Source organism: Elizabethkingia occulta, assembly GCF_002023715.1.
Classification (GTDB): Bacteria; Bacteroidota; Bacteroidia; order Flavobacteriales; family Weeksellaceae; genus Elizabethkingia; species Elizabethkingia occulta.
This window is the reverse complement of the sequence record NZ_MAHX01000005.1, coordinates 164,254-189,081: the sequence shown is the minus strand read 5'-3', so window position 1 is coordinate 189,081 and position 24,828 is coordinate 164,254. Positions and strand designations below refer to the sequence as shown.

22 protein-coding genes are annotated in these 24,828 nt (G+C 34.9%); 11 read left to right on the top strand and 11 right to left on the bottom strand.

All coding sequences use genetic code 11. The annotated features are described in order from the left end of the window. Position 1 precedes the first annotated feature (1 nt). Positions 2–1,483, top strand: a complete 1,482-nt coding sequence (locus tag BAZ10_RS03040; protein ID WP_078770791.1) for a SusD/RagB family nutrient-binding outer membrane lipoprotein — start codon at positions 2–4, stop codon at positions 1,481–1,483. Between the two features lie 208 nt (positions 1,484–1,691). Here the strand turns inward: BAZ10_RS03040 and BAZ10_RS18945 are convergent, their stop codons facing one another. Beyond that, a complete protein-coding gene (locus tag BAZ10_RS18945) occupies positions 1,692–1,913 on the bottom strand; it encodes a hypothetical protein (protein ID WP_165689654.1) in 222 nt (73 codons plus the stop codon). A 174-nt stretch (positions 1,914–2,087) separates the two neighbouring features. On the opposite strand from BAZ10_RS18945, the gene BAZ10_RS03030 reads away from it, so the two are divergent. Genes BAZ10_RS03030 through BAZ10_RS03005 form a run of 6 tightly spaced genes read left to right on the top strand, consistent with a single transcriptional unit; the run spans position 2,088 to position 8,154 of the window. Next, positions 2,088–2,453 (top strand): BlaI/MecI/CopY family transcriptional regulator, encoded by a 366-nt coding sequence (locus BAZ10_RS03030; RefSeq protein ID WP_078770789.1) that lies wholly within the window; start codon positions 2,088–2,090, stop codon positions 2,451–2,453. Then, on the top strand, positions 2,453–4,660 hold the full coding sequence (locus BAZ10_RS03025; protein WP_078770788.1) for a M56 family metallopeptidase: 2,208 nt from the start codon (positions 2,453–2,455) through the stop codon (positions 4,658–4,660). The genes BAZ10_RS03030 and BAZ10_RS03025 overlap by 1 nt, the downstream gene beginning before the upstream one ends. A gap of 41 nt (positions 4,661–4,701) precedes the next feature. Continuing rightward, positions 4,702–5,523, top strand: coding sequence for a GLPGLI family protein (locus BAZ10_RS03020; RefSeq protein ID WP_078770787.1), 822 nt, complete (start codon positions 4,702–4,704; stop codon positions 5,521–5,523). 1 nt (position 5,524) lies between these two features. Further along, entirely contained in the window at positions 5,525–6,373 is an 849-nt protein-coding gene (locus BAZ10_RS03015) for a GLPGLI family protein (RefSeq protein WP_078770786.1), read from the top strand. Between the two features lie 2 nt (positions 6,374–6,375). Beyond that, a complete protein-coding gene (locus BAZ10_RS03010) occupies positions 6,376–7,263 on the top strand; it encodes a GLPGLI family protein (protein WP_078770785.1) in 888 nt (295 codons plus the stop codon). A 9-nt stretch (positions 7,264–7,272) separates the two neighbouring features. After that, on the top strand, positions 7,273–8,154 hold the full coding sequence (locus tag BAZ10_RS03005; protein WP_078770784.1) for a GLPGLI family protein: 882 nt from the start codon (positions 7,273–7,275) through the stop codon (positions 8,152–8,154). Between the two features lie 122 nt (positions 8,155–8,276). Here the strand turns inward: BAZ10_RS03005 and BAZ10_RS03000 are convergent, their stop codons facing one another. The 6 genes from BAZ10_RS03000 to BAZ10_RS02975 all read right to left on the bottom strand — a co-directional run bounded on the left by BAZ10_RS03000 (position 8,277) and on the right by BAZ10_RS02975 (position 14,965). Beyond that, on the bottom strand, positions 8,277–9,275 hold the full coding sequence (locus BAZ10_RS03000) for an alpha/beta hydrolase family esterase (protein ID WP_078770783.1): 999 nt from the start codon (positions 9,273–9,275) through the stop codon (positions 8,277–8,279). A gap of 31 nt (positions 9,276–9,306) precedes the next feature. Further along, entirely contained in the window at positions 9,307–10,572 is a 1,266-nt protein-coding gene (locus BAZ10_RS02995) for an NAD(P)/FAD-dependent oxidoreductase (protein WP_078770782.1), read from the bottom strand. Positions 10,573–10,582: 10 nt separating this feature from the next. Then, positions 10,583–11,581 carry a 4-hydroxyproline epimerase gene (locus BAZ10_RS02990; protein WP_078770781.1) on the bottom strand — a complete coding sequence of 333 codons (999 nt, stop codon included), beginning with the start codon at positions 11,579–11,581 and terminating at the stop codon, positions 10,583–10,585. A gap of 5 nt (positions 11,582–11,586) precedes the next feature. Further along, the gene (locus tag BAZ10_RS02985; protein WP_078770780.1) at positions 11,587–13,068 is read right to left on the bottom strand and encodes an aldehyde dehydrogenase (NADP(+)); all 1,482 of its coding nucleotides are present in this window, start codon (positions 13,066–13,068) and stop codon (positions 11,587–11,589) included. A gap of 16 nt (positions 13,069–13,084) precedes the next feature. Beyond that, the gene (locus BAZ10_RS02980; protein WP_078770779.1) at positions 13,085–13,990 is read right to left on the bottom strand and encodes a dihydrodipicolinate synthase family protein; all 906 of its coding nucleotides are present in this window, start codon (positions 13,988–13,990) and stop codon (positions 13,085–13,087) included. Between the two features lie 96 nt (positions 13,991–14,086). After that, positions 14,087–14,965, bottom strand: a complete 879-nt coding sequence (locus BAZ10_RS02975) for an AraC family transcriptional regulator (protein WP_078401905.1) — start codon at positions 14,963–14,965, stop codon at positions 14,087–14,089. Between the two features lie 175 nt (positions 14,966–15,140). On the opposite strand from BAZ10_RS02975, the gene BAZ10_RS02970 reads away from it, so the two are divergent. Together BAZ10_RS02970 and BAZ10_RS02965 are read left to right on the top strand one after the other, a co-directional pair. Continuing rightward, positions 15,141–16,535, top strand: a complete 1,395-nt coding sequence (locus BAZ10_RS02970; protein WP_078770778.1) for an aminopeptidase P family protein — start codon at positions 15,141–15,143, stop codon at positions 16,533–16,535. 13 nt (positions 16,536–16,548) lie between these two features. Continuing rightward, positions 16,549–18,720: a S9 family peptidase gene (locus tag BAZ10_RS02965; RefSeq protein WP_078770777.1), complete on the top strand. Its 2,172-nt coding sequence runs from the start codon at positions 16,549–16,551 to the stop codon at positions 18,718–18,720. Positions 18,721–19,091: 371 nt separating this feature from the next. Here the strand turns inward: BAZ10_RS02965 and BAZ10_RS02960 are convergent, their stop codons facing one another. The 3 genes from BAZ10_RS02960 to fsa form a co-directional block, all read right to left on the bottom strand. Further along, on the bottom strand, positions 19,092–19,649 hold the full coding sequence (locus tag BAZ10_RS02960; protein WP_078770776.1) for a DUF6705 family protein: 558 nt from the start codon (positions 19,647–19,649) through the stop codon (positions 19,092–19,094). 19 nt (positions 19,650–19,668) lie between these two features. Further along, positions 19,669–21,048, bottom strand: coding sequence for a hypothetical protein (locus BAZ10_RS02955; RefSeq protein ID WP_078770775.1), 1,380 nt, complete (start codon positions 21,046–21,048; stop codon positions 19,669–19,671). A 238-nt stretch (positions 21,049–21,286) separates the two neighbouring features. Then, positions 21,287–21,940 carry a fructose-6-phosphate aldolase gene (fsa, locus tag BAZ10_RS02950; RefSeq protein WP_078770774.1) on the bottom strand — a complete coding sequence of 218 codons (654 nt, stop codon included), beginning with the start codon at positions 21,938–21,940 and terminating at the stop codon, positions 21,287–21,289. Between the two features lie 127 nt (positions 21,941–22,067). Between fsa and pepE the strand changes: the two genes are divergently transcribed. Further along, entirely contained in the window at positions 22,068–22,766 is a 699-nt protein-coding gene (gene pepE, locus BAZ10_RS02945; RefSeq protein WP_078770773.1) for a dipeptidase PepE, read from the top strand. A gap of 46 nt (positions 22,767–22,812) precedes the next feature. Here the strand turns inward: pepE and BAZ10_RS02940 are convergent, their stop codons facing one another. Beyond that, complete coding sequence (locus BAZ10_RS02940; RefSeq protein ID WP_059154036.1) at positions 22,813–23,217, bottom strand: acyl-CoA thioesterase; 405 nt, start codon at positions 23,215–23,217, stop codon at positions 22,813–22,815. Between the two features lie 128 nt (positions 23,218–23,345). Here BAZ10_RS02940 and dnaA point away from each other — a divergent pair, with 128 nt between their 5' ends. Continuing rightward, the gene (gene dnaA, locus BAZ10_RS02935) at positions 23,346–24,800 is read left to right on the top strand and encodes a chromosomal replication initiator protein DnaA (RefSeq protein WP_078770772.1); all 1,455 of its coding nucleotides are present in this window, start codon (positions 23,346–23,348) and stop codon (positions 24,798–24,800) included. Positions 24,801–24,828: the final 28 nt, after the last annotated feature.

The following is a 24,828-nucleotide window of genomic DNA, read 5'->3' as shown; positions in this document are numbered from 1 at the left end:
AATGAAAAAATATATTATATCAGTTCTTGCAGTACCCTTTTTAATGCTGAGTTCTTGTGAATCTGACCTGACAAAAATTAATGAGAATCCTAAGGATCCTGCAAATGTAGATCCTAGTGTATTGCTTACGAATGTAGCGAGACAATCTTTCCCTGTTGATAACAGTGCCAACTCGGCTTTGAGAATGCTTGTAAATACAGGAGAAGAGAACGACTACCAATACCTTAAATGGAATAATGCTTCTTTTGATGCCTACAAAAACATTTTACTGAATGATGTAAAAATGATGGAAGAAGCTGCTAAGAGTAATAATAAAAATTATCAGGCTATTGGCAAATTCTTTCGTGCACTTCATTTCTATAACCTTAGCATGAGGGTAGGAGACATCCCTTATTCTGAAGCTTTAAGAGGTGAAACGGATAATATAAGATTACCAAAATATGATAAGCAGGAAGATATTTTTGCAGGAATTCTTAACGAGCTTAAAGAAGCTAATACATTAATCAATACCAATGATAAAATTGGTGGAGATATTGTTTATAACGGAAATATAGAAAGATGGAAAAAATTAATCAACTCATACCGTTTAAAAATCCTTATTACACTGTCTAAGAAGACTAAAGCAGGAAATATTGATATTAAAAATGAATTTGCAAGTATTGTAAATTCTGAAAGATTAATGGAATCAAATAGTGATAATGGACAATTGACTTTCTTTGATTTAGCAAACAGTCGTTATCCAACTTTCAACAGTAGTTCTTATGGTTCCAGCTTATATATGTCCGATACATTTATTCAGTATTTCAAGGACAGAAAGGATCCAAGAATCTTCACATTTGCAGAGCAAACTACTTCTGCAAAAGAGAAGAATCTTGCACTTACAGATTATAATGCATATCAGGGTGGAAATCCTATTTCACCTTATTCAGATAATGCAAAACTAATAGACCAGAAAATTATCTCAAAAGTAAAAACACGTTTCTACCTGGATCCGGTGAACGAACCAAGTAATATTCTAAGCTATTCGGAACTAAACTTTATTTTGGCAGAAGCCGCGGTAAGAGGGTGGATAAACCAGGGAGATGCGAAACGATATTATGAAACGGCAGTTAAAGCTAACTTCGATTTTTATAAGGCTAATGTAAAAGATTCGGATAAATTATTTGCAGGTTTTGATGTTAACAGCTATTTAAACAGTACACTTGTTGCTTACAATACCACAGAAAGTACAGATAAGCAATTAGAGAGAATTCTTACACAGAAATATATGGCGATGTTCCATCAGAGTCAGTGGACAGGTTATTTTGATGCACTTCGTACAGGATATCCAAAATTACCAATCGTAAGCGGTGGAGTATTCCCTAAGAGATTCAGATATCCTCAGGACGAATATAATACAAATGCTCAAAATCTAAAAGCTGCAATCAGCTCTCAGTATGGCGGAAAAGATGACATCTTCCAGACGCCATGGTGGTTACAATAAATTTTTCTTCATAATTACACTTTATTTTTAACAAAAGGCAGGATTTAATATCCTGCCTTTTCATTTATCGGATAAATTGTTATAGAAGCCTTTTTGAGAAATCCTACACAACAACTTATTCACTATTATCTATTATGATAAGTGATTTTTTAAAGTGTAATACATTAAAATTTAGAGACAGAATGAATTATAACGCTCTGAAAATAAATTATAAAGTTTTATATTTAATACTGAGATCTGGCGCCTTATATTTAGCTTTAGCTTTTACCTTAATAGCCTTTATTACGGAGTATAAGACATTAAGCATAAGCAAAACAGGAATTATTCCGCCTATGATCATATTCATTCTGATGGTTTTAGAGAATCCCAAAGCTAAACCCGAGGTAAGTAAAATCATTAGTAGCCCAGAGATAAATAAAGTATTCTTCAATTGATTTGGATTTGAGCTAACGAAATTAACAAAATATTAGATATTCTTTATAGATACATTAACTATATTATGTTAAAAAATCATAAATTTTAAATACTACTAAAATTTTAGTTGATCGAATCAAAATTTTATTTACATTTGTTATACTAAATTTTTAGTTATAAAGTAATCCCTATGAAAAATAAAAGTCTTACAAAAGCAGAAGAACAGATTATGCAGTATATATGGCAACAAAAAAAAGCATTCCTGAAGGATATTCTGGATTTGTTTCCGGAGCCTAAGCCACACACCAATACTGTTTCTACACTTATCAAAATCCTTATAGAGAAAGGATTTGTAGACTATACCTTACATGGTCGTCAGCACGAATACTTTCCATTAATTTCTAAAGAAGCTTACAGTGGAAAGTCATTAAAAGGATTGATGAAAAATTATTTTGACGGATCTTATCGTAATGTTGTTTCATTTTTGGTAGAAAAGAATGAAATGAGTGTAGAAGATCTGGAAATGCTTTTACAGGAACTTAAAGATAAAGAATAATGGAAACACTACTATACCTTGGAAAGATGCTGTTATGCTCTGCTGTTATGTGGAGTTATTACCTGCTTTTCTTAAAAGATAAAACCTTCCACCACTATAACAGATTTTATCTTTTAGCAACAATAGTAATAAGTCTATTTTTACCATTATTAAAGGTAGAATACTTTACTATAGAAACTGACAACAGAATATTCCTTCTTCTCCAGAGTTTCAGTTTACAAACAGCAAATCATACAACTGCTGGGATTGATTGGAAAAGCATCGCACTTTTCATATTATTAGTAGTATCTATAGTGCTCTTCGTAAGATTACTGATTGGTATTTACAAAATTAACCGAATGAAAAATCAGTATGACGGAAAAGAACTAAAAGGCGTTCGCTTCTATATTACAGACTTGCATGATGCTCCGTTTTCATTTTTCAAAAATCTTTTTTGGAAAAAATCTATTGAAATAGATTCGGACCTTGGAAAACAAATACTGAAACATGAAATGGTACATATAGAACAGAAACACAGCTGGGACAAGTTATTTATAGAATTTGTACAGGCCGTATTCTGGTTCAATCCAATTTTCTACTGGCTTAAGAAAGAGCTATTCTTAATCCACGAATATCTTGCCGATAAAAAGGCAGTAAAACAGAATGACACAAAGGCATTTGCGCAGATGCTTTTAGCAAGTAAATTTTCCGGAACACCTTTACCTGCTACGAGTCCATTCTTATCATCTAACCTCAAAAAAAGATTACAAATGATCACTAAACCTCATTACACCAAATTTAGTTATGCGCGCAGGGTAATGGCTCTTCCGGTTTTATTCGGAATTTCTTTCACCTATTTAGTTACAGCTAAAAATAAAGAAATTGCCAAAACCAACCGCGAGATAGCTGTGGCTATTAATGCACTTCAACAAGACACTATCGGATCAGGGAATAATAAAAATGTACAAATCCAGATTAATGAAAATAATAACAGAGGTTCTCTTTTAACAAAAATAGAGCAGGCTTCCGACAATGCTATTTTCAAAATCAATGGTAAAGCTGTTACCAAATCCGAGTTTACTGAATTCTATCAACAAAACAAAAAAGCCCGTTATGCTTACAATCATTCTGGAACTTCTGGTTCGGGTACTACAATTTTTGATGCTTATGATCTAAGCTCGAAAGACCTTTCCGGAGATACTAAATCCAAATTTGCAGAAAATAGCAAAAAATTTAAAAACAATCAAAGAAGTATTATTTATAATGGCAATTATGTTCGTTATGAAGATATGACTGCTGATCAGAAAAAAGATTTTGACAGAGCCATGAAAGAGGCTCAGAAAGCAAAGGATTATATTAATTCTGCTGAGTATAAGAAAATAATTGCTGATGCTAAAAAAGCCGGTGAAGAAGGCAGGAAAGCAGCAGAAAGCGCCAGAGCTTACCTTAATTCTGCAGAATATAAACAGATCATGGAAGATTCCCGTAAAGCTGCTGATATAGGAAGGAAAGAAGCGGAGAAAGCAAGAGCTTATCTTAATTCTGCGGAATATAAGCAAATAATGGAAAATGCCAGGAGAGAATCAGAAAAAGCTAGAAATTACTTAAATTCTCCCGAGTACAAGCAGATAATAGAGAATGCTAAAAAGGCTGCTGAAGATGGAAGAAAGCAGGCCGAAAAAGCCCGTGAATATCTTAACTCTCCGGAATATAAAAAAATGATGGAAGAGAGCAGACTGGCTGTTCAAAACTGGAGTAACAAATTTAAAGACAGCTTTAAAAATGTAGACCTTTCCGGAACTTTTATGACCAAAGAAAGACAAAATAAAGTTTTGGAAGAATTGAAGAATAATCTTAAAGATAAGAATATGAAGGATGAAGATATTCAGAAGATTCTTGATAATGTAAAGAAAAACTTTACTAATTCTTCCAAGTTCAAAACAGCAATTAATATCTCTGCAAAAACAGATTCACCTTTTGTTATGGCTGTAGCAGGTAATGAGCCTAAAAGTTATAGCTTTACTTCAACATATACTACAACTGGAGACGATGTTGATAAACCATCTTTAAAAATATCATCTTTTGGAAAAGACACTGAAGTCTATGTAGATGGAGTAAAAGTGGATTATGATGCTATGAAAGATATCAATCCAAAGGATATCCAAAGTATGAGTATTACAAAAAGCACTGGCAAGAAAACCATTATAAGAATTCAGAAGAAATCATAATAAAAAGGCTGCGGAAGCAGCCTTTTTCAAACACCAAACCCATGAAATTCACAATTACTTTTTTATTGTGCATTAGTATTCTTATGCACTCTCAGACCCGACGATATATCTATCAGCTTACCTATACAGATAATATTACTGAGAATAGTAAACGAAATGCCAATATGGTGTTGGATATTAATCCTAAGGATGTAAAATTCTATGAATATGGATTTCTGGAAACAGATTCTTTGAATAAGCTTCCGGATGCAATCCGGCATTATAGAGGCAGTGAAACGAAACAATTATTAAAGAGAGATCTAAATTCTTTTAATAATACTAACTTTCACAGAGTTAGTGACTATTTTGCTTTTCCTTCAGAAGATCCTATGAAATGGGATTTATCTGATGAAACTAAACAAATAGATACGTATAAAGTTCAGAAAGCTACAACTGATTTTGGTGGAAGGAAATGGACAGCGTGGTTTGCTCCGGATATTCAGATTAATGAAGGCCCATACAAATTCAGAGGCTTACCCGGATTAATTTTCGAAATATCAGACAATGAAGGACATTTTCATTATAAATTAGTAAAAAATAAAAATTTCAGCAAAACTCAGTCTACTGATAATTTTTTAGAAACCTATTATGGCCAGGCACCTACAAGAATATCTATGGCTATGTATAAAAAATTATTTCTAGACTATTACAATGACCCGTTTGCATGGGCAAGAGGAGCACCTGAGGGTAGATGGAGCATAAGAATAGGAGATAAAGAGTATAAGACAAAAGCTGACTTAAAAGAAGCAACCGAAAATTCACAAAAAACAATGCGTGATAGTTACAATCCAATTGAAAAGAATAACGCAGTAACACTAAAATAATATGAAGAAAATCCTTTACTTATTCCTTGCCGGATACGGCATACTCTATGCACAAAATCAGAAATTTGTGTATGAATACAAATTTATACCGGATTCTACCAATGCAAATGATATTAAATCTGAAGTCACCCATCTGGAAGTTACTCCAAAAGGTTCACTGTTTTATAGTTATGAAGTTTACAAAAGTGATTCTTTGGCGAAAGCAGACATGGAAAGGCAGCTTAAAGCAACAAATAGCATTAATGTTAAAACTAATATGCGAAAAGGTCGATTCAGAGATAGAATATATAAAAGCTATCCTGATTTTAAGGTTACACAGGAAAGTTCTACAACAGGAAAAGCTTTAAAGATTATCGATGATCGTAAACTCGATTGGAAGATATTTTCAGATAAACAAAAAGTAGGGAACTATGAGACACAGAAAGCCGAGACAACTTTTGCCGGAAGAAGGTGGACAGCATGGTTTACTACTGAAATTCCGTTTCAGGATGGTCCATATAAATTCCATGGGCTTCCTGGCTTTATTGTTAAAATTGAAGATACAAGCAAATCTCATGTATTTGAACTGAAAGAAGTAAGTAAACTGGTGATTCCTTTCAATAGGGAATTTATTTTATCCCAGAAAGCTGTAGATGTTTCTTACCCACAGTATGTGAAAATCTACAAAATGTACCGAAAGGATCCCACAGCAGAGTTTAAGCAAAGAATGGCTACTATTTCGAACCAGGTTTTAAGAGATTCCAGTGGTAATCCTATAGATATGAATAAAATGATGAAAGAGCGGGAGCTACAAGATATGGAAAGACTGAAAAAGGACAATAATATTCTAGAATTGGATTTACTAAAGTAATTATGAAAAATGCAATATCAATTTTTTGTTTGCTTATTGTATTAACTGTACAAGGGCAGGTTCAGCGGTTTATTTATGAATATAAATTTACCAACGACTCTTTGAAAAAAGATTCTTTAAAATCTGAGTATATGTTTCTGGATGTTCTGAAAACTGGCTCAAAATATTACAGCAAGAAACAATTTGATTCTGATTCTATTCAGACAATTGCTATCATTAAGCAAATGAAAATGAATCCCGGTAGTATCTCTGTAAATAAAAGCTTTGGTGAAGGAAGCATAGATTATATTATAGAAAAAAGCTATCCGGATTTTAAAATTGAGTTCAGCACTTCTGTAGGAATGGGTATTGGAAATACAGATTATAAAGTTTTAGATGACCGTAAACTTAACTGGAAAATATTATTGGATAAACAAAAAATAGGAGAGTTCGATACTCAGAAAGCTGAGACAACTTTTGCCGGAAGAAAATGGATAGCATGGTTCACTACTGAAATTCCTTTTCAGGATGGACCTTACAAATTTCATGGACTTCCGGGACTTATTGTAAAAATTGAAGATGCAAAGCATACTCATATAATGGAGTTAAAAGCGGTAAAGAAAATTCCTGAACGAGAGTTGACAAAAGAAGAAACAGATGCAATTGCTTATAAAGAAAAAATGGGAAAGAGACTATCTGTAAATCAAAGCCAGTATAAAAAACTCATAGCACAATATAAAAATGACCCTGTACAAGGTTATCGCGAAATGATGAACAAACCGAATATGAAAGTAAGCATTAATATCGATGGACGTATTATTAGTGACAATGCCGAAATTCTGAAGCAGATGGAAAAAACAGCTAAAGAGCAAATAAAAAAAGAAAACAACCTTATAGAACAACAATTATAAATATTCTGTATGAAAAAATTATTATTTCTTTTCATCTTTTTTATAGCATTCTGTACCAATATAGCAGCCCAAAGGTTTACCTATGAATATAAATATGCAATTGATTCTACCCGAAAAGACTCATTAACTACTGAGCATATGATTCTAGATATAAGTAAATCCGGTTCTAAATTTTATAGCAAGGCCAAATATGAAAATGACAGTATCATAAAAGCTGAAGTCGAAAAACAAATGAAAACGGGTGCTTCCAATATTCAGATGAAATCAGGATATAAAGGAAGTATTAATTTTTCCGTAGAGAAAGACTATCCGGATTACAAGACTTATCTGCTAACCAATGTCGGGGCAGTTGGTGGAATGTCAAAATATAAAGTTCTGGACGATCGCAAAATAGAATGGAAAATATTAAAAGACCAGCAAAAAATAGGTGAATTCAATGCTCAAAAAGCGGAAACCAACTTTGCCGGACGGAAATGGATAGCATGGTTTACCACCGATATTCCTTTTCAGGATGGCCCTTACAAATTCCGTGGACTTCCTGGCCTGATTGTAAAAATTGAGAGTGCAGATAAAACCCACACTATGGAATTGAAAGGAGTGAAAAAAATGACAGACGAGCAACTCACGGCCAGCAATTCACCCGAATTATCTATACTGAGGAATAAGCCTCTGGATATTTCCCAATTACAATATCTTAAGCTTGTGGATCAGTATAAAAAAGATCCCGGACAGAGTATGCGGGAGCTCCTTAACAGGCCTGGTGTAAAAATGAAATTCAATGTAAATGGTAAAGATGTTACAGATCCAAATGACATGATCCGGCAGATAGAAAAAACAGCAAAAGAAAAACTAAAAAGAGAAAATAATCCGATTGAACTAAAACTCAATTAAAAAAATCCGGCCTGTAAGCCGGATTTTTAGATTGAAAAAGGTTCTGGAATTCCAGAACCTTATATCACAAAATTTTGGTACTAGCATTTTTTGTGATTAACACACATAGATAATTAATATTTTTAAAACGCATTGAACCAGTCTGTAACAGCTTTGAAATAATAATCTGGTGGCTGATGCCCTCTTGCACTTCCACCTCCGGAATATTGACCATAATCATACAAGGTAAGTTTTACTTGTGAAGTTCCCGGATAAGTAAGTGTAACATCTCCTTTATTCCCAATTTGTTTTGATGTATAATCATTGATGTCTCCACCATTTTCGTACACCCAAAAATCAGATTGTTGTTTCCCAAAATCACCATCAATACTATCATTTTTAAAGTAATCATCTTTAAGACCGAAGAATATCCATACAGCTGTATTTCCACTGTAATTAGGATCATGGATGAAGTTTCCATTATTTTCAAACCAATAAGGTTTATTAGCCGCAACCGGAGCCACAGCTCTAAAGATTCCTTTTAAGAAATAAGCTGTAACATTGGTCATATCCCCACCCCAGGAATGTCCTGTTGCAAAAATGCGATTACTATCAATGGAATAGCTTTTTTGTATAAGCTCTAAAAGTTCTTTGGTAAATTGAATATCGTGATTACCGTTGAATGGAGCTGCATAATCTCCCAGTGCCCATCCTTTTATGTCTTTACCATTATTATCCTGCCATACATATTTCTGGTCCGGATAAACAAAAATAGTATTATCCATAAGCTTTTCTAACCCTGAAACATTGGAGTTCCATCCTTTACCCATCCAATCATACATAGATTCACCGGTTGAATCAGTACCTGCAAAAACAAACAAAAGCTTATATTTTTTGGTTTTGTCATAGTTTTTAGGAATGGAAATATAGTAGCTTCTTAAGCCACCAGCTGCTTGTGAGAAAGTGTAAGTTTTCTGTCCGCTCTCCAGATTATCAGCAGAAAGAACAGATGAAGCTTTTACTTTTGCCTGTAATTCCTCTGATGTTCCAAGTTCTTTACTTTCACAAGAAAAGAATAACATAAAACTTATAGAAAAAGCCATCTTTAACGCATAATCTGTAAATACATTTTTTGTTTTCATATATTAAGTAATTTGGATTTCTCAGAATATACTAACCAAACCTTTCAGGCCTGAAAATATCAATGTCAACAGATAGCTTATCCCCATTGGCAATTTCAGAAACCGTTCTTCCAAAAACAGGTCCTAAACTTAATCCCATCATTCCGCCACCGCCAGCAATTATAAGATTTTTCAATTTAGAAGAAGTACCCAAATAGGGAAGACCATCCGGAGCACATGGTCTGTAGCCATACCAGATATCTGATTCTTTTGGAAGGGGTATATTAAAGTCAGGCATATACTTTGGAATAGACGCTACAATACCTTCAACCCGGTTCATATTAATTTTATGCTGATGCTGTGCAAGCTCCATTGTGCCTCCAAAACGTATCTTTCCGCCCATAGGCGTTACGGCAACTCTTGCTTCCAATAATAATGCAGCATGCTCTAGCTTACTTTTCGGATCATCCGGTGTATGAATAAAAGAGTAACCTTTTCCGGGCATTAACTGAATTTTTATCCCGGCTTTTTGAGCTAACTCTGGAAGAAATGAGCCTCCTGTCATAATAACCTGATCTCCTGTAAACTTTATTCCATTAGCAATGACGGCATTTATTTTATTTCCGGAAATCTCAAAACCTGAAACACGATGGTGGGTATGAAAAACAACATTTTTATTCTTAAGATAAGAAATCAGCTGTGACATTAGTTTCATTGGATTTAAATGTCCGTCACATTTGTAATTTACACCACCTATAACATCCAAATTAATATTGGGTTCCAATTCCTGAATCTCCTTTTGATCCAGAATTTCTGTATTTAAACCTAATTCTCTGGCAATATGAGCTAACTCAGCTTCTTCTTCTGCGACTTTTTCAGTTTTGTAAAGCATCAGAATACCATTCTGATTCAGTTCAAAATTAAAACCATCTGTTTTGGCCAATTCATTATACAATGTACTACTGGCCAGATTCAGGTCTCTGATTGCAGATGCAGAAGCATCTACATGTTTCTGATTAGAATGTTTTAAGAACTGTAATCCCCAGGAAATAAGCTTACTGCTTATTGTTGGTTTTACATAAAACGGACTCTTGCTATTGAACATCCAGCGGATTCCCTGTGCAATAACGCCAGGAGCGGCTAATGGTGTAAAATGGCTAGGCACAAGCATTCCTGCATTCCCATACGAACAATTATCAGACAAATCATTTTGCTCCAATATCTCTACCTGCCAGCCTTTCTGTAACAAATAATAAGCGGAACTTAACCCTGCGATTCCTGCACCTATAATTAGTGCTTTTCCTTTATTTTCTGTCATATGTTTATACTTACATAACCTGAAAGCCTAACCAGTAAGGATCTTCATCGTCGATAATGATATGATTATAACCCATAATTCTTGCCCATCCTTCAACCGAGGGGATTATAGCAGGTTTTCCATTTATAGTTGTTGTTCCTTCAATTCTTCCGACAAACTGAGAACCAATATAGCTTTCATGAATAAACTCTTCACCTTGTTTCAATTTGCCTTTAGCATACCACTGAGCCATTCTTGCAGATGTTCCGGTACCACAAGGGGAGCGGTCTAATGCATTTTCACCAACCAAAACAGCATTTTTGCCACTTGCTTTAGGATCTGTAGGATTTCCCGTCCACTGAATATGGCTTAAGCCGTTTATATTTTCATCTTCAGGATGTATAAAGCTGTATTTCTCGTTCAACAATTTTCTAATCAGCTTTCCATAGTGAATCAGTTGGCTCGCAGTGAAATCTGAAATATCTTTAAAATTTTCCTGTGGATCTATAATACCGTAAAAGTTACCACCATAGGCGACATCAACTTTTATCGATCCCAAATCCGGACATTCAACTACCAGGTCTTCTGCATATAGAAAAGATTTTACGTTTGTCAGCTTTACTGATTTCACTTTCTTTCCTTCCTGTATATAATCGATAAGAACCAATCCTGCCGGTGTTTCTAACCGCAGTTTACCTGGAACTTTCGGAATTACCAAACCTTCTTCTATAGCGATAGTTACAGTACCAATGGTTCCGTGTCCACACATAGGCAGACAACCACTGGTCTCTATATACAATACCCCGGTATCATTTGCATCGTCTATAGGCGGATAGAGTATACTGCCACTCATCATATCATGCCCGCGAGGCTCAAACATAAGCCCCTTTCGGATCCAATCATATTCTTTCATAAAATGAAGCCTGCGCTCCATCATGGAATTTCCTTTTAAAACAGGACCACCACCTGCAACAAGCCGCACAGGACAACCACAGGTATGGGAATCTATACAAAAAAATGTTCTGTTCATCGTTTTTAAATTTTTAATGATCCTAAATTCGCCTCACCATCAACAATTCTACTAATCTGGAAAGGGTTTTCATTCTTTAGCTCCTCCGGCAAAAATTCATCTGGCCAATTTTGGAAGGCTATTGGTCTAAGAAATCGTTTTACAGCATCAGGTCCTACAGATGTAAAACGTGCATCAGTAGTAGAAGGATATGGGCCGCCATGCTGCATGGCATAGACGACTTCTACACCAGTTGGCATTCCATTGAACAAGAGTCTTCCACATTTATCTTTTACAGCATTTATTATATCGGTATTCTCGCGTACATCTTCATTTGTTGCAGCAATAGTAGCCGTTAACTGGCCATTTAACTGTTTTGCAATCTGAAGCATTTCTTCTTTGTTTTCACACTTGACAATAATCCCAAACGGTCCAAATACTTCTTCACTCAGGATTTTATTTTTAATAAAGCTTGCTGCAGTTGTTTCAATAACCATAGCACGTCCTTCCCATCGATTAATATCATTATTAACTTCAGAAACAACAGCAATATCGGACTGGGAGCAAACTCTTTTTTTATTGTTTTCAAAACTTTCAAAAATCCCTTTATGCAGCATATTGACAGAAGTTATATTTGGAATTTCACTTTGTAATGTTACTTTAAAACGTTCGAATCCCGACCCATTTTGTGCAATAAAAACTCCCGGATTGGTGCAAAATTGTCCAACACCCAAAGTTAGAGAAGCAACATATTCCTTCGCTAATTCTTCTGCTTTAGAGTTTAATTGATTCTGAAATGCAAATACAGGATTAATACTACCCATTTCAGCAAATACAGGGATAGGTTCTTCACGCTGGTTGGCCAGATCAAATAATGCTTTTCCTCCAACAAATGAACCTGTAAAAGCTACAGCTTTTATTTCTTTATGCTGAACTAAATAGATACCTGTATCATTAGATTTTCCGGTAACATGACTGAATACACCTTCCGGCCAACCGAATTCTTTTACAACTTCAGTTATCGCATCTGCCATTATTTGTGAAGTTTCAGAATGCGCAGGATGTGCTTTTACAATAACAGGGCAGCCTGCTCCAATAGCACTGGCTGTATCGCCGCCGGCTGTTGAAAAAGCAAAAGGAAAATTACTGGCTCCGAAAACTACAACTGGACCAAGACCTATATTATATTTACGTAAATCGGCTTTTATCTGGTTAGGTTGTGGCAAATCTATTCTGGCCTCTGTATAAACTCCTTTTGCTACAGCTTTAGCATAACTTCGCCATTGTCCGATAGTTCTGGCTTTCTCTCCGGTTAGTCTGGCCAATGGTAAAGATGTTTCTGCATGTGCTGTCGTCAGCAAAACTTCATTTAAAGCTTCTATTTTATCGGCTACAGCATTCATAAAGGCTTCCCGATCTTTTATAGTTGTATTCTTCAGAAACTGAAAGGCTTCTGTAGCCAATAAAATTCTTTGATCAATACTCTGAAAGGATGTTTCTTTAATCATAGATTTCTGTTTGACGTTAATCCAACACAGGGCGGTTTGTTATACCATCAGCAATTATTTTATTAATCCTGTGGGCTTCTTCACCATGTAATTCAAGTCTCGGAGCTCTTACATAAGGATTACTGATTCCTTCAGCAGTAGCGGCAAGTTTTATATACTGAATAAGTTTAGGATGTATATCCAGTTCCAATAAAGGCATAAACCAACGGTAAATGGTTACAGCCTTATCATAATTACCTGTTTTAACATGATTATACATTGCCATAGTTTCATTTGGAAAAGCATCTACAAGACCAGCTACCAGACCATCTGCTCCCAACATTAAAGTTTCCAGACAGATTGTATCCACACCTCCCAGTATTTTAATTCTTTTACCAAATCGGTTAATCATTCTGGTAACATTTGCTAAATCCCTTGTTGATTCTTTAACGGCCTGAATAGTAGGGCAGGCTACTAACTCTTCAAACATTTCCAGGGTAACATAGATACCGTAATCTACAGGATTGTTATAAATAAGAATAGGAAGGTCTGTGGCAGATGCTACGGATTTAAAATACTCGGTTACTTCATAATCATCTGCTTTATAGCGCATAGGAGGAAGCAACATTAATCCGTCAGCACCTAGTTCTTTAGCTTTTTTCGCATAGCTTATAGCGCTTTTTGTTGTATTTTCTGAAAGATTAAGAATAACCGGGATTCTTCCATCTGTAATTTTTTTAGCAAATTTCAGAAGCTCAAATTTTTCTTCTGTTTCCAATGCGCTGGCTTCTCCTAATGTACCGGCAAGGATAATACCATGTACACCAGCTTTAATCTGAGCCTCAGTATTTTTAGCAAACATCTCAAAATCTATTCCACCTTCCTTTGTAAAAGGAGTTAACACAGCCGGGTAAATTCCTTCCCAGTTAAGTTTTGTACTCATATCAAATATTTATTTTTCCAAAACTAACAGAATTTAAAACCCCTAAATGTTAATATTTTAATAGATTCTAACCATATTTTAACACCTGTGTAATTTTCAATCAGTTATAGTCTCTTTATATCGCTTTAAATACTCTTTAGGTGAATATTTCATAATCGTCCGAAATACACGATTGAAATTGGTCAAACTATTAAATCCACTATTGAATGCAACAGAAGAAATACTATTCATTCCTGAAGATGTAAGTAATTTACAGGCACGCTGCACACGCAGCTCATTGAGATACTGGATATAAGTAATACCTGTCCGTTTTTTAAAAGATCTGCAAAATGCCTGTGGTGTAAGGCATGCTTGTTCTGCAATATCATCCAAAGTAAGTTTTTGCTGGGCAAAGTTTTTCCTGATATAACTTTGGGCATCTATGATTCTCTTATCGTTATCGGAAATATGACCCGAGAAGTTCTTACCAGCAGACAATGGAATATGAAGTGTTTTGTTCAGCATAAGATCGTTCAGGATTTTTATAAAGCACATAATCTGTTCCACACCCTGCATCTTTTGCAATTCTTTTATTTTACCGCTTATATTAGCTTTTAGCTCTTGTGCTACCTGGAAACCTACCTCCGAACCGGATATAAAATCCTTCAGTTCCTCAAATTCAGGCAAATTAAAAATTCCGGAAATCTTTTTATAAGGATCAAAAAAAATAGATACTGCATGTACTTTGTGTTTTTCATTTTTCTTAAAATCGGCTTTAAAAACATGAGCCTGATTAGCTCCTAAATAAAAGATATCTCCTTCTTTAAAACTGAGTAGATTTTGTTCAATAGCCAATGTTCCGTGTCCTTTTACAATCCACATAATCTGTGTTTCGTCGTGACGGTGGAAATAAGGATAAAAATGAGTCATTATATCTTCCTGGATACTAATACTTTTATTAGTATTGGCGGGTACAGAGAACTGAAGACTTTTCATACAAAAAACTAAACTTTGGGTAAGGTGTTAAAATATTGCCGAATTTAAGCAAAATATAAACATTGAATGTCATATTAAAATACAATCTTTACAAGCGGTTTATTTTTCATAAACAACACCTTGTAAACATTATAAAATCGTAACTTTAAACCTTTAAATAACCAATATTCATAATATGTTTTCACCACAAACTTACCAGAATAGAAGAACCGTATTAAAAGACAATGTTACTAACGGAATCTTGCTATTTTTAGGGAACATAGAAAACCCTGTAAATTTTGAACACAATCCTTATTACTTCCGCCAGGACAGTAGCTTCTTATATTACTTTGGCATTAAGGAACCCAGGATTGCAGCTATTATTGATATAGACGAAAATAAAACCATTATCTTCGGAGACGAACTCAGTATAGACGATATCGTATGGATGGGCAGACAGGAAACCCTGAAAGAAAAGAGTTTGAAATCTGATGTACATGAAACCCTTCCTTATGCAGAGCTTTATAAATATGTACAAAAGGCTCAGGCTTCAGGAAGAAATGTACATTACCTTCCACCGTATCAGCCTTCCAATAAAATATTGCTGGGTGCTCTTCTTGGAATTAAAATCACAGAATTACAACCGTCTGTTGAGTTGATTAAAGCAATTGTAAAACAACGTTCTATAAAAGAACAGCAGGAAATTGCACAAATAGAGCAAGCCATAAACGTATCCAATGAAATGCATTTGCTGGCAATGCGTATTGCCAGACCAGGTATCAAAGAATATGAAGTCGCCAACGCAATTCAGCATCTTGCAGCAAATAAAGAATGCCAGATGTCTTATCCGCCAATTGTAACAATAAACGGAGGTATACTTCATAACCATTATCGACTGAATACTCTAAAAAGTGGCGATCTTTTCCTTAATGATTCCGGTGCAGAAACTTCAATGGGATATGCCGGTGACCTTACCCGAACTTTTCCGGTAGACAATACCTTTACAACCATGCAAAAAGAGATGTATGAAATAGTTCTGAATGCATTTAACAATTCACAACAACTATTAGGACCCGGAGTTAGGTTTAAAGATATTCACCTGAAAGCTTCCCAATATCTGGTAGAAGGACTTACTGATTTAGGATTAATGAGAGGAAATCCTGAAGAGGCAGTAAAAAATCATGCTCATACTTTATTCTTCCAATGCGGATTAGGGCATATGATGGGATTAGATGTACACGATATGGAAGATTTGGGCGAACAATACATTGGCTATACCGAAGAAGAGCCGAAAGACACCAAAACTTTTGGACTTAAGTCTCTACGTTTGGGTAAAACACTGGAAACCGGATTTGTATTAACCGTAGAACCTGGCATCTATATGATCCCGGAACTAATCGATATATGGCAGGCAGAAAATAAAAATGCTGAATTCATCAATTATGATAAAGTAAATGAATACCGGAATTTCGGAGGCGTACGTGTTGAAGATGATTTCCTGATTACAAATGAAGGATACAGACTTTTAGGAAATGGACTAATTAAAACGGTTGAAGAAATTGAAAACTACAGAGCCCAACATTTAGCTTAATTAAATACCAGATATGAAGAATATAAAAAAACTAGTTAACCTTGCGTTTTGTTATTTGTGCATTTCTCCTCTGATAGCACAGAACAAACAATGGACGCCAGATGGGAATGCGTATTATTCGTTTACCAAAAACGGAATCGAGGTTGTAGATCTTGTTAATTCCGGAAAAAACCAGCCTTTTCTGCCAAAAGAAGCACTTATTCCCGCAGGAAGTTCAACACCGCTGAATGTGCAAAGTTTTCAGGTATCTCCAGATGGAAATAACCTGTTATTATTTGCTAATACAAAACGTGTATGGCGGGTGAATACAAAGGGAGATTATTGGGTTTTTAATAAAAATACAAAGAAACTTACCCAGCTGGGTAAAGGTTTGCCTGAAGCCTCTCTTATGTTTGCTAAGTTTTCGCCAGACGGAAAGAAAGTAGCTTATGTGTCTAAACACAATATTTATATTGAGGATCTTGCAAACAATAAACTAAACAAAATAACCAACGATGGTACCGACAGAATGATTAATGGAACATTCGACTGGGCTTATGAAGAAGAATTTGGTGCCAAAGACGGTTTCAGATGGTCTCCGGACGGAAACAAAATTGCTTACTGGAAGCTGGATGCCAATGGTACTAAGAACTTTTTGATGATTAATAATACCGATAGTCTGTATTCATTTACGATTCCGGTAGAATATCCAAAAGTAGGCGAGAACCCTTCAGGTTGCAGCATCTGGTTTTACGATCTTTCTACAAATACTACCAAAAAAGCCAATATAGAAGGCGATGAAGTACAACATTATATTCCGAGAATGGAATGGGTATTGGACTCAAAGTCAATTATTCTACAACAGCTGAACAGAAAACAAAATCAGAGTAAAATTATTCTGGCAAATGCTTCTACAGGAGCTAGTAAAACTATCCAATCGGAATCGGATCCGGCATGGATTGATGTGAAAACAATGTGGAATGATGGTGATCCAAGCGGATGGGATTGGATCAATAACGGGAAGGAATTCCTTTGGCTATCCGAAAAGGATGGCTGGAGACATATCTATAAAATAGACTTGAATGGAAAGGAAACATTAATTACAAAGGATGCTTTTGATGTTATAAAGCCAGAGTTTTTTGATGTTCCTAATAAGTTAATTTATTTTTCAGCTTCACCTAAAAATGCTGCTCAGGAGTATTTATATAAAGTAAGTCTGGATGGCGGAAAAGCAGAGAGAATTACACCAGAAGCCTATACCGGATCTAACAAATATACGATATCACCAAACGGAAAGCTTGCGATATTCAATAACAGTAGTGTAGATGGGGTTTCTGCAGGTACGGTGATTTCTCTTCCTGACCATAAAGAATTGGTAGCTGCAAAAAGATCCGCTAAAGCAGATCCTGCAAAATCCAAAGCAGAATTTTTCCAGATAACAACCCAAGATGGTGTTACTTTAGATGGATGGGTAGTAAAACCTAAGAATTTTGATCCTACAAAAAAATATCCAATTGTTTTCACAGTATATGGTGAGCCTGGATCCCAAACAGTAACTGATAATTTCTATACAGGCTGGAACAGCTTATATATTGGTGATATGGCTCAGGATGGTTATCTGTATGTTTCTCTTGAAAACCGTGGTACACCAGCTCCAAAAGGACGTGAATGGAGAAAATCTGTTTACCGTAAAATTGGACAGCTTAATATTCGTGACCAGGCAATGGGAGCTAAAGCTTTATTTGCAAAATGGCCATATATAGATACTTCCAGAGTTGCTGTATGGGGCTGGAGTGGTGGTGGATCTTCCACATTAAACCTTTTAGGTCAATATCCAGAAATTTACCAAACAGGAATCGCCATTGCACCTGTAGCCAATCAGCTATTCTACGATAACATCTATCAGGAAAGATATATGGGGCTTCCACAGGAAAACAGAGAAGATTTTGTAAAAGGTTCTCCTTTGGCTTATGCTAAAAACCTGAAAGGAAATCTTTTATTGGTACATGGAACAGGTGATGATAATGTACACTATCAGAATACAGAAGTCTATATTAATGAGTTGGTAAAATACAACAAACAATTCCAGTTGATGTCTTACCCTAACAGAACGCATTCTATTAGTGAGGGAGAAGGAACATCACTTCACCTGGCAACAATGTTTACGAAATATTTAAAAGAACATTGTCCTCCGGGAGGAAGGTAATAAATAAAAAATAATCATAACCGAAGGCTTTGCTTTCGGTTTTTTTATATAAACAGCAGAAGGGTAATGAATGAGAAAGCTAAATTTGTAATCTATACGTTTAAGTACCGATTATCTTATAATTAATAACTTGTTAAATAAAATAAGTCTATGTATCAAGGAGTTATACAGTTTTTAACTATTTTTCATCTATTAACTTCTGTAATTTTAAAATTGTAAATAATCAAATTTCCCGATTACTTCGTATTACAATATTAATAAAAAAAACAATATGATGTTAATAAATAAAAAAAATACCCATTCAAAAAAAGAAGAGGTACAAAGAAAAACCCCGAGGTTAGTCGGGGTTTCGTACTTAAATTAATTTAGAATTATTGTTTAGTAAAAGTTAAATCTTCAGTTTTTGGCAAATAAACTTTAAGATCAGAACCTTGTGGACACTCTCCTGCTATAATTAATGAACTCTCAGGATAGTAGCTCCATTTAATATGGGTTGAGTCTATATATTCTAAAAAAACTCTGCCACTTCCAACTCCACAATCACCTCCTGAATATGTAAAAGCGATAGTATTATCTGGACGAGGAATAATACTCTTAATATTAGCTTCCGTAATTGCTTTGTCCAAAGTACTTTGTATAATTGCTCCATTTGAATTTTTAATAACATATCTTACAAATAAAACATCGTTATAAAAGCTGATATTTCCAAATTTAGAGGGGTGTTTTGTTACATTATCAATGGTTAAATAAATACTTGCTCCATTATAATCAGTTCGCCATGTGCCAGTATAACGAGGAAGTATATTGTCCAAATCTTTCAAATAAGAATTAGTCGTTATTTCTGTATAATAGGTGTTCAATGGAAGAATCTGCGCCTTAAGTGGCAATGATAACATAAGGCTAACAATAATAAAGAATAAATTTTTCATAATTAAAATTATTTACTAATTAACATGGTTTTGGATCAGCAATAGTGCCATCAGTATTTTGTGTGATAGTAGATGTATTTCCGTCCTTTTCTTTAATTAAATTAACTTTTCCTTTCAATCCCATTTTTTCTGTAATATCAAAGAATAATTTTTGCAGTTGTTTATCAGAAAGTTGTTCACCTTTTTTCAAATATACCGACATTCCATATTGTATCCGATCATAATCTTCTCTAAAACCTTGTACTTGGCTATCATAAATAACAGGAATATCTGCCTTTGTTCCATTGAAACTTATAAAATAATTACCACTCTTAGAAATCATACCTACAAAAGCATTGCCAACATTATCATCAGATTGCATTCTTGCGGCAAATAGCATCATTCTTATATCTTTTACGGATAGCATATTAACTCCACCTTCTGGATGATTATGATATACTCCTTCCATATTATTATCTATAGGAATTAATACATTATCCTGCTCACCTTGATACATAGTAGGATCTCCAACTTTATTTTGTCTATATGCTGTTTCACCAGCTCCCGGTATTTTTGCTTTTGCTTCTAAATCTTTAATAATTTCTCTTCCCTTTTCGGTAGCAATTTTATTTTTCATTTTACTACATGCATCTTTATTACTTGGATCAGTCGTAGTTCCGTGTGTACTACTACCACCACTCATACCAGTTCCCGGACCACTACTTCCGGCTCCGCCACCTCCAGAAGGTTCATCAGGATATTTAGGAACCCATTGATCAGGAGGAGGAGTTGTTGGATTCTTTTTTGTTATCACTACTTCTTCAATGTCTATAGGCTTTTGTTCATTACCATTTTTTAATGCAACTGGATTTATTAGTTTTGATGTTGATGCTACTGTTCTGGAGGAAAAATTACCAATCTTTTTATCATAGTAATTCTGGAAAACGTTCTTAATATCTGCCAGTTCAGCAGAATTATCATTCATATAAGAGAAATTAACAAAGCTTCTTTCTTCATTAATAACGCCATACCACGCTGCTGCTACTTTCCCGCTTTCATCTGTTACAGGAAATATTATAGCTTTTTTATCTTCCCCAAAAGTTTGAGAAGCAACATCCAGTCGTATTACTCCGACGGATTTATCCATCCACTGAGCATAATCGGGATGATTTTGCATAAAGTTTGTTATAATCTCTGCAAAGGGTTTAGCATAGCTAATATATTTTTGAGGTGCTGTAGCTTGATTTGCTCCTGCGATTGGCTGAACAATATTATTCTGTTTCTCAAATCTCTCAAAAGCAGCAATTTTCTCTTTTGAAGCTACTGTTTGTTCAGTTGTTGCACTATCTGTACGACAAGAATAGAATACGGATAATGTCAGAATTCCCCACAATGCGGGATAAAATAAATGTTTTTTCATTCAATAATATTTTAATGATTCAATATTTAAACTTAAACATTTTATTTTAAATGACAATTTAACATAAAAAATTAATAAAAAATACCCACATCTGTTATAGAAGTGGGTAAGATTTTAAAACAATCCTGTTTGTTTAAAATCTGGGAAAAGGAATTATATATAGGCTTCATTAATATAAAGCACCCCTAAAAAGTTAAACTTTATAGGGGTGTTTTGTATAAGTTATTTATACTATTAACTATCCAAGTTTCTTAGCATCGGCTACAAACTGAGCTAAACCAAGATCTGTTAATGGGTGCTTTAATAAGGCTAGGATTGAAGGTAACGGAGATGTAATAACATCTGCACCAATCTTAGCACAGTTAATAATGTGCATAGGACTACGGATAGATGCTGCTAAAATCTCAGTATCATACATATAGTTATTGTAGATTGTTCTGATTTCCTCGATTAGGTTAAGACCGTCAGTAGAAATATCATCAAGACGTCCTAAGAAAGGAGAAACATAAGTAGCTCCGGCTTTAGCAGCTAAAAGCGCCTGTCCTGCAGAGAAAATTAATGTACAGTTCGTTTTAATTCCTTTATCAGAAAAATATTTCAACGCCTTTACACCATCTTTAATCATAGGTATTTTTACCACGATATTTGGGTGGATAGCAGCTAATTCTTCTCCTTCTTTAATCATTTCCTCATAAGTAGTAGAAAGAACTTCAGCAGAAATATCACCATCTACAATCTCGCAAATTGTTTTATAATGCTGCTTAATAGCCTCAGCTCCATTAATACCTTCCTTCGCCATCAAAGACGGGTTAGTCGTTACACCATCAAGAATTCCTAAATCTTGTGCTTCTTTAATCTGCTCTAAGTTGGCTGTGTCGATAAAAAATTTCATTTCTCTTTTAGATTTATAAACTTTCACAAAGATACGATTTGCTTTGGCATTCCGAAAAAATAATATGAGTTCTTCCTTTTACTATCCGTAAAAGCTTTATTTTTGTTTGTCTATACAACATATATATATGAACATACTCTTAGCGTCCACTTCTACATTATTTGGTGGACAATATTTAGAATACATTCGAGAAGAAATTATAAAGCTATTCAACGGAGCAGACGAAATTATCTTTGTACCATTCGCACGTCCGGGAGGTATTTCTCACGATGAATATACAGATAAAGCAAGAAGTTTTTTTTCTACAATCAATATAAAGGTAAAAGGATTGCATGAATATGATAATCCTATAGAAGCATTAAACGAAGCTAAAGGCTATTTTACGGGAGGTGGTAATACTTTCCTTTTGGTAAAGACGTTACATGAACAAGGATTACTTTCTGTATTGAAACAAAACGTAGAAAGTGGTAAACCTTATATGGGAGCCAGTGCAGGCTCTAATATTGGAGGACTTAATATGAGAACGACCAATGACATGCCTATTGTATATCCACCAAGTTTTGAATGTATGGGATTGGTACCTTTTAACCTGAATCCGCATTATCTTGATCCTAATCCGGAATTACATCATAATGGTGAAACCAGAGAAACCCGTATTCTTGAATTCTTAACACAGAATGATACTCCGGTTGTGGGATTGCGCGAAGGAAACTGGATCAGAAGAATTGGTGATAAGATAACAACTGAAGGTTCCGAATTAACCAGAATTTTTGAAAGGGGCAAAGAACCTTATGAAATAGAGGCAGGGAGCGTACTGAGATTTTAAAATAAAAAAAGAGACTAATTAATTCGGTCTCTTTTTTATTCTGTAACTAAAAGTGTTTATCCATAAGTTCCATTAACCAGTCCGGACACTTGACAACTTTATTTTTTTCAGCATCCAAAAAGAAAAGGGTAGTGGATGCTTCCGTCAGCTTTTCACCCTCTTCATTATATATTTCATAATCGAAAATAATCCGAACTCCCGGACGCTCTTTTACCTTCACTTCAATCCTAAGTTCCTGATCATAAAGAGCTGGCTTCAGATATTTAATATTATACTCCGAAACCGGAAGCCAAATTCCACGTTTTTCAATCTCATCATATGACATTCCGATACCCCGAAAAAGTTCTACACGAGCCACCTCAAAATAGGTTGCGTAGTTACCATAATATACATATTTCATGGGGTCGGTTTCGGCGTATCTAACTCTTAATGTGCATGTTGTACTAATCATTTTAAGTCTTTATCTATACTTACAAATATATTTTTTAATAAGCAAGAGTCAAATATTTTTTTTTACTAATTTTAATTTTCATATTTGTCATCCTGTTATTTTCAAGACGCAAAAACTACTATCTTTCTATGGAGCAGAACATTACTTTGATTTGGGACAATTGCCTCAGCTTTATGAGGGATAATCTCAATTCTATTGAGGAAAAAGAAGGTGTTAATAAATTAGACGATTCCTTCGATTTACTCTTTTCAAAAGTAAAGCCTGTTTCTTTATTAGAAAAGAACCTTACACTGCAGGTTCCAAGTGATTTCTATCGTGAATATATTGAAGATAATTACCTATCTCTTCTTTCAGCGGCTTTAAAGAAAAACATCGGAAAAGGTGTAAAGCTTTGGTATTCTGTAATGGAGAACAAACCGGTAGGGAAGGTTCCACCAGTAACTATACAGATGAAAGGTCAGTCGATACAGACACCAAGACCTCAGGAAGTAAGAAATCCTGCTTATGCTCAGAATGTAGTAAATCCATTTGTAGTTCCGGGAATTAAGAAAGTTAATATAGACAGCCAGCTTAATCCTTCATTATCTTTCGATAATTTTATAGAAGGAGAAAGCAATAAATTTGCTTCTACAGTAGCAAGAACTATTGCTAAAAGACCAGGAGCAACATCCTTTAACCCATTATTCCTTCACGGAGGTGTTGGAGTTGGGAAAACCCACATTGCACATGCAATCGGATTGGAGGTTAAGAATCTTTATCCGGAAAAAGTGGTACTATATGTATCTTCCGAAAAGTTTATTCAGCAGTTCGTATCCGCAGCAAAAGCTCAGAACAAAACAGACTTCGCCAACTTCTATCAGATGATAGATGTATGGATTATCGACGATGTTCAGTTCTTATCCAGCAAAGTTGCAACACAGGATATGTTCTTCCATATTTTCGATCATCTTCACCAAAATGGTAAGCAGATTATCCTGACATCGGATAAGGCACCTGCTGACATTCAGGATATTCAGGAAAGAATTGTTTCCCGATTCAAGTGGGGATTATCTGCTGAGATCAAGTCACCAGATTATGATACCAGAAAGAAAATCGTTGTAAACAAACTACACCGAGATGGTATTGTACTGGACAACGAGCTTATAGATTATCTTGCAACAGAGGTTAACTCTAATGTAAGAGAACTGATTGGTATTATCAATTCGGTTATAGCACACTCTATGATTGTTAAGTCTGAGCTTACAATCGGACTGTTGAAAGATACAATTAGTAAGATTGCTGCTAATCAGAAAAAGACAATAAATATAGCTTATATTCAGGATGTAGTATGCAAATACTTTGGCCTTCAAAAAGACAAACTATTATCCAAAACCAGAAAACGTGAGGTAGCACTACCTCGTCAGCTGGCTATGTATTTTGCTAAGGAATACACTAATGCTACTTTTACAAAAATCGGTGAAGAGATGGGCGGTAAAGACCATTCAACCGTAATGTATGCGTGTGATACAATCCGCGACGTTGCAAAAGTGGATAAGGAAATGAAGAAATTCATTAAAGAAATTAAGGACAAGATATTTGAATAATAACTACTAACTGACAGTTTACTTTTAT